The 10,713-nt window shown below is 36.7% G+C and carries 12 protein-coding genes; 7 read left to right on the top strand and 5 right to left on the bottom strand.

Annotated features, from left to right (window positions below; all coding sequences use genetic code 11):
* Nucleotides 1-24: 24 nt before the first annotated feature.
* Genes IPM56_14545 through IPM56_14525 form a run of 5 tightly spaced genes read right to left on the bottom strand, consistent with a single transcriptional unit; the run spans nucleotide 25 to nucleotide 3,969 of the window.
* On the bottom strand, nucleotides 25-501 hold the full coding sequence (locus IPM56_14545; GenBank protein ID QQS35453.1) for a chemotaxis protein CheW: 477 nt from the start codon (nucleotides 499-501) through the stop codon (nucleotides 25-27).
* Nucleotides 502-540: 39 nt separating this feature from the next.
* Nucleotides 541-948 carry a bacteriohemerythrin gene (locus IPM56_14540; protein ID QQS35452.1) on the bottom strand — a complete coding sequence of 136 codons (408 nt, stop codon included), beginning with the start codon at nucleotides 946-948 and terminating at the stop codon, nucleotides 541-543.
* A 30-nt stretch (nucleotides 949-978) separates the two neighbouring features.
* The gene (locus IPM56_14535; GenBank protein ID QQS35451.1) at nucleotides 979-1,386 is read right to left on the bottom strand and encodes a bacteriohemerythrin; all 408 of its coding nucleotides are present in this window, start codon (nucleotides 1,384-1,386) and stop codon (nucleotides 979-981) included.
* 33 nt (nucleotides 1,387-1,419) lie between these two features.
* Nucleotides 1,420-3,495, bottom strand: coding sequence for an MCP four helix bundle domain-containing protein (locus IPM56_14530; protein ID QQS35450.1), 2,076 nt, complete (start codon nucleotides 3,493-3,495; stop codon nucleotides 1,420-1,422).
* 48 nt (nucleotides 3,496-3,543) lie between these two features.
* Nucleotides 3,544-3,969 (bottom strand): energy transducer TonB, encoded by a 426-nt coding sequence (locus IPM56_14525; GenBank protein ID QQS35449.1) that lies wholly within the window; start codon nucleotides 3,967-3,969, stop codon nucleotides 3,544-3,546.
* Nucleotides 3,970-4,226: 257 nt separating this feature from the next.
* On the opposite strand from IPM56_14525, the gene IPM56_14520 reads away from it, so the two are divergent.
* From IPM56_14520 to IPM56_14490, 7 genes are all read left to right on the top strand, one after another.
* Nucleotides 4,227-5,204, top strand: a complete 978-nt coding sequence (locus IPM56_14520) for an NAD(P)-dependent alcohol dehydrogenase (protein QQS35448.1) — start codon at nucleotides 4,227-4,229, stop codon at nucleotides 5,202-5,204.
* 27 nt (nucleotides 5,205-5,231) lie between these two features.
* Nucleotides 5,232-6,200, top strand: coding sequence for an NAD(P)-dependent alcohol dehydrogenase (locus IPM56_14515; protein ID QQS35447.1), 969 nt, complete (start codon nucleotides 5,232-5,234; stop codon nucleotides 6,198-6,200).
* Between the two features lie 577 nt (nucleotides 6,201-6,777).
* Nucleotides 6,778-7,032 (top strand): hypothetical protein, encoded by a 255-nt coding sequence (locus tag IPM56_14510; protein ID QQS35446.1) that lies wholly within the window; start codon nucleotides 6,778-6,780, stop codon nucleotides 7,030-7,032.
* A 420-nt stretch (nucleotides 7,033-7,452) separates the two neighbouring features.
* On the top strand, nucleotides 7,453-7,977 hold the full coding sequence (locus IPM56_14505) for a hypothetical protein (GenBank protein QQS35445.1): 525 nt from the start codon (nucleotides 7,453-7,455) through the stop codon (nucleotides 7,975-7,977).
* Between the two features lie 191 nt (nucleotides 7,978-8,168).
* Nucleotides 8,169-8,576, top strand: coding sequence for a hypothetical protein (locus tag IPM56_14500; GenBank protein QQS35444.1), 408 nt, complete (start codon nucleotides 8,169-8,171; stop codon nucleotides 8,574-8,576).
* Between the two features lies 1 nt (nucleotide 8,577).
* Nucleotides 8,578-9,525 (top strand): hypothetical protein, encoded by a 948-nt coding sequence (locus tag IPM56_14495; GenBank protein ID QQS35443.1) that lies wholly within the window; start codon nucleotides 8,578-8,580, stop codon nucleotides 9,523-9,525.
* A 173-nt stretch (nucleotides 9,526-9,698) separates the two neighbouring features.
* Nucleotides 9,699-10,688, top strand: coding sequence for a HAMP domain-containing histidine kinase (locus IPM56_14490; GenBank protein ID QQS35442.1), 990 nt, complete (start codon nucleotides 9,699-9,701; stop codon nucleotides 10,686-10,688).
* Nucleotides 10,689-10,713: the final 25 nt, after the last annotated feature.

Here is a 10,713-nt window from a genome sequence, read left to right as displayed (position 1 = left end):
TCTCAGTCTAAGCCTTCGCCTGACTTACGCAACCGCTTCCAGTTCTGCAGTCTCTGTAAGTGAAAGAATTTTTTCCAGGTCGATAAGGATAAGCAAACGGTCTTCCAGTTTGCCTACTGATTTTATAAAATCCGAATCAATTCCGGAAACCAATTCAGGCGGCGCTTCTGTTATGTTTGCGGGTATTCTTAACACTTCGCTTACGGCGTCAACTATAAAACCAACTATGTTGCCTTTAACTTCAACAACTATTATTCGTGTGTTTTTGTCATAGTCTATTTTACTTAGCCCGAGTTTGTGGCGCAGGTTGATTACCGCGATTACACGTCCCCTTAAGTTGATCACACCTTCAACAAACTCCGGGGCATTCGGTACTTTTGTTATCTGCATCATGCGGATGATTTCCTGTACAAAACTTATATCTACTCCGAACTCTTCATTACCAACATTGAAGCTTACCAGTTCCAGAAGCTCCTGTCCTTCACCTTTTTTTGATTCCATTTTTATTTCTCCTGTTATTTCAAATTCTTTACCGCCGTATCAAACTATGTTTTTTGATTTCAGATGCTGTGTATATTTTTTATCGCTGCCAACGATGTGATTTATCAGCCAGTCTTTCAGGAAGTTCATTAACTCCACAGAGAAAGCGGATTTGCCTGCCTGAAATTCTTTTTGAAATGATAAAACTTTTTGAGTCAGTGAATCATGTTCCATTTTATGAGCAAGATAGCCGGGGAACTTTTCCTGCTGAAGTAGTTTTTCCTCATACGCAAAATGAGTTTTTGTATAACTTACAAGTTCCGATAAAATTTTTGAAAGAACTTCTTTGGCTTTACCTTCAGCAAGCGCTGAGTGAAGTTGATTGACAAGCTCAGCCAGTTTTTTATGCTGTGTGTCAATGCTTTGAATATTTACGCTGTATTTTTCCGACCACGTGATTAGTGCCATTTTTTTCCTTATAAGAGTAGTGAGTTAATTTTATTTGACACCCTTTGAAACCAGGAACTGAGTATAGAGTTTATCAGAGCCTGAGATATGATTAATCAGCCAGCCTTTTAAAAATTCCATCACTTCAATTGAAAGAGAAATTTTTCCGGCAAGCATATCATCTTTAAATTTTGTCACCTGTTTTGTAAGTGAATCATGTTCCATTTTCTGTTTTAAATAACCCGGATATTTGTTTGAATCCATGACTTTTTCTTCATACGCAAAATGATCTTTTGTGTACCTGACCAGATTTTCAAGTATTGACGGAATTTTTTCTTTCGCTTTTCCGCTTGCCATTGCATCGTGAAGCTGGTTAGTGTAGTCGACTAATCTTTTATGCTGTGCATCAATGCTATTAATTCCTACGCTGTACTTTTCGTTCCAAGCTATCAGTGCCATAGTTTTCTCCCGTTGAAATATTTTTTTGTTTTATTACGCGTTAATTAATTTCCCGTTACTTCTGACAGTGTAACCGCTTTTACTGCTGCAGTTTATTTTGAACTTAGATACTAAAGATTCAAGATTAGTTGTTAACCTGTTAAGGTCTTCGGCGGCTCTTGCAATCTGTTGAACACCCTGTGCGCTTTCCTGCGTTACTGTACTGATAGCTTCAATATTTTTACTAATCTGTTCAGCAGTTGTTGATTGTTCTTCACTAGCCGCTGCAACCTGCGAGACCATATCAACGACACTTTCTGCGCCTGTGATTATCTGCTTTAGTGAATCACCGGCTTTATGTGCAAGCTCTTTTCCTTTTTCAACTTCCATTGTACCCTGGTTCATTGAAACCACTGCACCCTGTGTATCTTTCTGAATCTGTTTTATCATCAGTGCAATCTCTTTAGTTGCTTGAGTTGTTCTCTCAGCAAGTTTCCTAACTTCATCAGCTACAACAGCAAAACCTCTTCCTTGTTCGCCCGCACGAGCGGCTTCAATAGCAGCGTTAAGTGCAAGAAGGTTGGTCTGATCAGCAATGTCATCGATCACTTGAATGATCTCACCAATCTGGTCACTGCTCTTACCAAGCTGTTGAACAGTATCTGCAGATTGTTTTACTACTTCAGCGATACGGTTAATACCCTGGATGGTTTGATTGACCACACTGCCGCCGTCTTTAGCAATTGTTCCGGCGTTCTTTGACGCATCAGCCGCAGATGACGCGTTCCTTGTAGTTTCAAGAATAGTCTTTGTCATTTGCTCAACTGCTGAAGCAACTTCAAAAGCCTGTGATGATTGCTCGCTTGCACCGGCAGCCATTTCTTCCGTTGAAGAAGAAATCTGACTTCCAAGAGCAGCAGTTGCCTGTACAGTTTCAGATACTTCGGATAATGCTTTGCATAATGAATCAGCAACAATGTTTATGCTGCTCTTTAGTTTCTGATGATCACCTTTGTAATCATTTGTAATACGTGATGTAAGATCACCATCCGCCATATGCGAAAGAACATCGATTCCTTCTTTTACAGGAAGAAGGAGTGCATCAATAGTACTGTTGACACCTGCGATAATTTCCCTGTAACCGCCGTTGAACTTTTTCTCGTTGCCGCGAACATCAAGTTTACCTTCTACTGCGGCTTTGGTAAGTATCACAAGTTCATTAACGAGTGAGTGAAGAGTTTCTACTTCTTTGTTTAACGCTTGTGCGAGCTGGTCCTTTTCGGAAGCAGGTTCAACTGTCTGAAGTTCTCCTTCCGATACTTTTATTGCAGCATCAATTTTGGATTTTTGTGATCGCTTAAGATCATTCAGCATACCCGCTAACTGTCCGAATTCATCCTGCGAATTAATATTTATTTCTGCTTCAAAATTTCCTTTTGCGAACTCAGAGATAGTGTTTTTAATTTTATTTACCGGACCGCTTAGTGCCGGTGCTATCATAAACGCTGAAAGAAGAAAAACCAATGTTCCTACTATCATTCCGATTATGATATACAACTGTGACGAACTTACACTTTCACTTACGCTTGCATTGAGAAAATCAGCTTTGTTTTTAAGTATCGTGTGAATGTCCGTAAATTTTGCTTCAAGTTCATTTCCAATTTCTTCTCCGGTTGTTACAGATACTACAGCCGCCATTTCAAAATTCTGTGTCACCCCTGCGCTGAGAATAGCATCGGCAACAACATTTTTATAATTAAGCCAGATTGATTTTATTTCATCGAACAATGCTGTGATAGAAGTGTCTTTGTTTGTATTCCCGAACTCCTCAAGTTTTTCATCGATATTTTTTTTGTTTGTATTGATCAGTTCAACGTTAGCGGCAAAATCATCAACAAACATCGGTATGGAAAACTTGAGCAGGTTGAACTGCATATCCTTAAACTCTTCAAAAGCTTTATCTATATTTTTTTTGGGCGCGATGTAATCAGCGAATATCTGATCTTTAAGGTTTGCAGTATTGTTCAACTGGAAGTAATCATTAACAACGATTATTGTTGAAATCATTGCTATGAAAAAAAATCCCGCCTGAATTTTGGTTACGAATTTTAGTTTTTTAAAAAAAGTCATACTCTCCCCGCAGAATTAGAAAACATTATTAATATGATATTCATGTTGTCAGGCTAATTTAAAATTTATTGTAAGTGACAATTTTACTTTCACTGCTGAGCCTTTGTTTTTGCCCGGGTTGAATTTATTTTTTTTCACAGCGTCAACAGCCGCTTCATCACAACCGGCACCTATACCTTTAACAACTTTTACATCATCAACTCCGCCGCGTTCATTTATATATGCAAGAAGAAAAACTTTTCCCTGAACCCCTGCGTTTTTTGCAAGTGATGGATAAACAATACTTTTCATTATCGCTTCAAGCCCGCCAACAGGCGAAGGCATTTCTTCTGCGAATGCTAAATATTCTTCGTCGCCACTAAAAGGAAAGTGGGATATTTTTTCCGGTAAATAATTCGGAAACACTGAAATTGTTAGAACAAAAAATAAAATCAGCGAAAGATTAGCTTTGAAAAGATTGCTGTCCCTGCTCATTTTCTCCTCCCTGTAATAATATTGTTACAAAATACCAACCTATTATCGTGTGTAAACCGCAAATTGTTTAGGTAATTAACATCAATTCATCCAATAACGGGATCAAATTATACTTCGAGTTGCTAATCGCCGGTGAAACACTTGAAAGAGAAAAACCTTTTCTTTTTTTGATAAAAGGTATGAGATGTGCATATTGCAGTAAACTTAAGTTTAACTCCATCTGAGTAATTGACTTAAATGGTTGCTGAAGGAGAAAAATGAAAGCAAGTATCACTACAGGTTACGGCCCGCCTGAAGTACTCCAGGTAAAAGAAATTCAAACACCGGTTCCAAAAGAAAATGAGATACTGATAAAAATTTATGCGTCATCTGTTACCGCCGGTGATTGTGAACTACGAAGATTTAAAATCCCGCTTTTATTCTGGCTTCCTATCCGTTTCTATATGGGACTTTTCAAACCAAGAAAAAAAATACTTGGACAGGAATTTTCAGGAGTAGTTGAATCGACTGGAAAGAGTGTGACAAAATTTAAAAAAGGTGACAAAGTTTTTGGTTCAACGGAAATGCATTTAAGCGCACACGCAGAATACATTTCAATACCAGAAACTTATCCTGTCGGAATGATACCTGATATCATGAATTTTGAAGAAGCCTCAGGTGTTCCTGTCGGCGCATTTAATGCTCTGGTATTTCTTAAAAGAGCGAACATAAAACCAGGACAAAAAATTCTTATATACGGCTCAACGGGATCAATCGGAACATTTGCTGTACAGATCGCGAAATATTTTGGAGCTGAAGTCACCGCAGTTTGCAGGGAAGAAAGTTTTAAACTTATGGAATCACTCGGCGTTGATAAAATGATAGACTACACAAAAGGTCCGTACTGGAAGAGCGGAGAAAAATATGATATCGTTTTTGAAGTGGTGGGTAAAACGCCTTATGGATGGGGAATAAAAGCCTTAAAGGAAAAGGGAATTTACCTGCTTGCCAATCCGAAGATGGGAGCTAAGTTCCGAGGATTCCTTACTTCAATCATGACAAAAATAAAAGTTTCATCTAAAACAGTTGACTATACAACGGAAGATCTTATCCTTATTAAGAAAATGATTGAGGAGAAAAAAGTTAAACCGGTAATTGACAGAACCTTTCCGCTTGAAAAAATTCAGGATGCTCACCGATATGTTGAATTGGGTACGAAGGTAGGTAATGTAATCATAACTATTAATCAGAATTAAAAACACAGAAAAAAATTAAAGGAAAAAATGAAAGCCGTTATACACACAAATTATGGTCCGCCCGAAGTTTTACAATTACAGGAAGTTGAAAAGCCACAACCGAATGATGATCAACTGCTGATAAAAGTTTTCGCGACTACAGTTACATCGGGTGAGGTGAAAATACGCAGTTTCAAAAACATACCTAAACTATTCTGGCTGCCTGCAAGATTAAATTTCGGTCTGTTCAAACCGAAGAATAAAATGCTGGGTAATGAGTTTTCCGGTGTTGTTGAATCAATTGGTAAGAATGTAAAATCATTTAAACCGGGAGATAAAGTATTCGGGTTTTACCTGTTTGGTGCTAATGCAGAATATTTCTGTGTCCCGGAAAAAGCTGCTGTTACAACAATCCCCGGTAATTTTACTTTTGAAGAAGCTGCCGCAATTCCCTTTGGCGCATTGAACGCTTTATTCTTTTTAAAAGCCGGAAAAATTAATAAGGGCGATAAAGTGCTTGTAGCAGGCTCGTCGGGTGCGGTTGGTGTGTATGCTGTTCAGCTAACAAAATATTTTGGAGCAGATGTTACGGCAACCTGCAGTACAAAAAATGTAGAGCTTGTTAAATCACTCGGTGCTGATAGTGTCATCGACTACACTAAGGAAGATGTTTCTAAAAACGGAAAAGTGTATGATATTATTTTTGATACTGTCGGTGCGACAAAATATTCACACATAAAAAACTCACTCACTAAAAACGGAAAATACATTTTGATAGTCTTTGCCGGCAAAGAATTATTGCAGATGATGTGGAATTCAATGTTCAGTTCAAAAAAAATTATCTGTACAGTTTCATCAGAAAAGAAGGAAGACATAGAATTCTTATCCGGCTTAATGCAGCAGGGAAAACTTAAACCTGTGATAGATAAAAAATATCCCTTGGAAAAAATTGTTGATGCGCATACCTATGTTGAAACCGGACATAAACGCGGCGCGGTTGTTATAAACGTTGTGTAGTTTTGATGCCGGATACGGGGTTGCTGTTGCAGGATACTTGATGCTGGATTCTTTAGAATGTCATATCGAATCCCCTTCATTGCTTTTTCGTTGCGGGGGTGAGATATCTCTTAACCAACACCTTGAGATTTCTCCCCGCCTAAGGCGGGTCGAAATGGCAAATATGTTTTTCATTCAGTCATTCACTTGATCATTCCTCCCCTCAGCCTTAAAATATTTAACACTAAAAATTTATTGTTTGAAATTAGTTTCGTGTTGCTTTAAGTTGGTATTGTATTTATGCGCCCCTTTTACAAATCAGAATCCCGGGGCAGTGCTTGATGGCAGGTTTACAGGTCAGGTTGTATGTGGAAAGCGGATCGGGAGAAAATAATTTTTGAAATGCCAGGAGAGAGAAGTAAGAAGTCAGAATTTTTACGTAATAATATTTTATGATATTGGGATATTATGCGACGGAAAGTTTTTGATTGATTGGGGACAAAAGTTTTGTGGAATTTTAACATGCCTAACATTGGATTGTTAGACTTTGTCACTTGTTATAGTTAGGTAATAATCATTGGATGTTTGAGATTCTAGTATGAGTGATATTATAAAAATATTTGGATTTTTATTTATAATATTTGTTTACAGCCAGCTTTTTCGTAATCAAATTAAAGTTTATAGAATGAGTGATGAAGAGTATATAGAGTACAAAAAGTCCTTTCAGGAAGCTTCACCTTTTAAATTTACACACAAGATTAAAAAGCCCAATAAAAAATTACAATTGCTTTTAATTTATCTGTCAGGCGCATTTTTCTTTGTACTTATTTTTTTAATGTTTAACGCAGAATGAAAAATATATTTCCGATAATAGAACTTTTGTTCGGCATTTTATTACTTGTTGCAGGTTCGTTTTATTTCATTCTGCTAATCAAAAATAGTCCTAAAGTAAATAAAACATTGCAGCACAAAGTAATAATGTCTTTAGTTACAATTGTTGGGCTTTATTATTTGATTATAGGAGTCATAAATTTTAATTAAAATAAGTCAATAGTCCTGATCTTTTAAATCCGTCAAAGATGGAGGAGTAGGTAAAACGACAATAGGACAATAGGACAAAAGGAAAAAATTAGTTTGTGTCGATTCAATTAAGTAGAGTTCTTAAGAAAAAATAAACACACAGGAAGGTTTTTAATAGTAGTAAACTCCGATAATGTTTCGACTCAAAATTCAATATTAAGCATAGAAATAATAAATAGAGATTGGAATTTATATGCACAGTTTTACAGAACTTATAGATAGATGCACAGTCTTTACTATTGATAGTCTTTATAAAGTGAACGAGACAGTGATTAAAGAATCGCAAACTAGTGGAGCGACATCACTAGTAAAAACTCTTCAAATGATTCAACTTCAAAAAACTATATTCTCAGTTGGAATGTTTTCTATCTTTGAATCTATTCTCCAAGAAAGTCTTAGTTGTAAAAGTGGTTTTGATGAAGCTAAGAAAATATTGATTGAAGAAGGTGAAATTGAAGTAAAAACACGTTTTAACAATCTTATTTTAGCAATCAATGTACTGAAACACGGAAAAGGACCTAGCTATAATGCACTTATTTTAAATGCAAAATCTCTTCCTTTCAAAATTAAATTACCCGACGAACAGTCTTTTTCTGAAGGCGATGTTTCAGAAGTGTCGACATTGATTCAAGTTGATGATGCATTTTTAGAACTTTGTGGGAGGACTATTCGTGAAGTAACGGTTGTTATACAACGTGTACGTTCCGAATTCTTTTAACAATACTCCAGAACTAAGCAAGTAAGAAAATGTCTTGACGCTTCCATTTGACAATTGTATAGACTGCAAGAATTTTTTTTTGGTAACTATTTCTCTGATCATTTCAGAGTTTTGAAATAATATTTCTAATGTTATAAATTATCCGGTGATTAAAACTCATTCATAATTTTTTAATTGAAGGAAGAATAAAAATGATTCGATTGATTTTATCTGTATCACTTCTTCTGATGCTGGCGGGCTGTAATGAGTTGAATGATATTACTAATCCAGCGGATGGAAAACTTCATATACAGTACAAGAACAATTCGGGATATGATCTTAAAAATCTGAATGTCGGTGGAATCGCAATAGGCAATGTTAGCGACGGATCCCTTTCATCTGATTTTATTTATAATCAATTTACTTTTGACACAGGCATGCCTGATGAAGACGCGGTTGCTGAAGTAAATGGTAAAACATTCTCCAATATCAACAGGGGATATTGGTGCGGTACGGAAAAGGTAACTATCTCTTCCGGCAATTACCTTATCGAAGTCGCGGTGCTCGACACTATGCTTTACCTGAGCTGTAAAAACGCACCGACAATTGATTATCATTAAAATGAGTAATCAAAATCACAACAAAATAATTAAGTGGCTTCTTGAAGGTGATGTTTCTGTTCAGTACCAGGTTTACAGGGACTTGCTTGGTACGGATAAAAAAAGCCTGAGAGAAAAAATTTCAAAAGAGGGATGGGGGAAAAAATTTTTATCACTCCGTAATTCAAACGGACATTGGGGTGCGGGTTTTTACCAACCCAAATGGATTTCATCTCACTATACTCTGGTTGATCTGAAATATCTCAATGTTTCTCCCGCCAATAAAATTATTAAAGAAACCATTTCGAAAATCATATCAGAAAATACTGGTAGAGACGGTGGAGTTAATCCTTCACATCATATGGCAAACAGTGATATATGTGTTAACGGAATGTTCCTTAATTATGCTTCATATTTTAAGACGAAGGAAGAAAAGCTAAAACCGGTTGTTGATCTATTGCTTGACCAGCAAATGGGTGACGGCGGTTTTAATTGTCATTCAAACAGATCGGGTGCGACTCACAGTTCAATGCATACAACTATATCAGTACTTGAAGGTATACTTGAATACACAAATAATAAATACAGCTACAGGATAAATGAACTAGAAAAAGCCGCCACAGAAGCTGAAGAGTTTTTGCTTTTACATAAACTGTTCAGATCGCATCGTACGGGAGAGGTGATAAAAAAACAAATGCTGATGCTTTCATTTCCATCAAGATGGTATTACGATATTCTCAGATGTTTAGAATATTTCTACAGGGCAAATATTCCTTATGATGAAAGAATGAAGGAATCACTGGAAATCATTCAGAATAAACAAAGAGCCGATGGAAGCTGGTCAATACAATCAAAACATCCCGGTATCGTACATTTTGAAATGGAACCGGCGGGCAAACCAAGCAGATGGAATACCTTGAGGGCGATGAGGGTTCTGAATTTCTATAATATAGATTATATCCGGTTATAGATTCCGGGCAGCTGATAAGTCTTTACCATCCACCGCTTCCCCAAAAATCACTAAAACACAGATAATTTCCGGTTTCCTTCAACTTTTGGGAGCTTTCCTTCGATAATAAACCGGTAAATAGTCTGATACTTAAAATCTCGGAAGGGAACCGTGTTATCGGGAAATAATTCTTTATGGAAATAGTCATCATCCTTATTGCTTTCGCATTATTAATGGTGGTAATAAATTACATCCACACAAAAATAAAAACCACTAATGAACCGCTTGTCGATGATACACTTCTTAAGTCAATATCAAAGGACAGGCAGAATGAAATCATTAAGTTAAAAGAGCGCATCGAAAAACTTCAAAGTTCGATTTCAAGATTGAACATCAGGGCTAACGAGCTGGAGACAATTAATGCCGATCTTGAAAAAGCAAAAAAAATATTAGAGGAAAAACTGGATAACATAGAAGAACTTCACAAACGCAAGGAAGAATTATTCGCTATGTACATCCACGATGTAAAAAATCCTGCATCCGCAATAAAGAGTTTTGTTAACCTGCTTGAGACGTATGACCTTAGTCTGCAGGAACAGAGGGAGATAATGAGTACTATACTAACCGCTGCAGACAGAATTATTCGGCTATCAACAGTTATCAGCAGAAGTATATTTCATGAATCGAACGGGTTTGCGGCTGAGTTTAAGTTTAGTTCATTGAGTTCGGCAGTCAATCATTGTATTAAGAATAATATGGCAAAAGCAAAATTGAAGAAACAGGAAATTATTCTTAGCATTGATCATAATATTCCTGAAATCTGGATGGACATGGATAAAATAATTGAAGCGATTGATAACCTGATAGACAACGCAATTAAATACTCACCGGAAGATTCGCAAATAGAAATAACAGCAAAAAAGGAAAATAATTTTGTTCTGGTTGAAGTATCTGATGAAGGACCCGGACTAACATCGGAAGATGTAAAACGGGCGTTCCAGAAAGGCGCAAGATTATCAGCCAAACCAACCGGTGACGAGGTAAGTACAGGACTTGGATTGTGGGTTGTTAAAATGATCATTGAAACTCACGGCGGGTATACATGGGTCAAGAGTGAGGTTGGACATGGTTCCAGGTTTGGATTTAAGATTCCAATTAATAAATCAGTACACTCAAACAATTGATTAATATTATTTTGCGGAAAGGATT

The sequence above is a fragment of the Ignavibacteriales bacterium genome, from assembly GCA_016700155.1.
Classification (GTDB): Bacteria; Bacteroidota; Ignavibacteria; order Ignavibacteriales; family Ignavibacteriaceae.
Note: the sequence above shows the minus strand (reverse complement) of the source record. Positions and strands in the feature narration are given on the sequence as shown.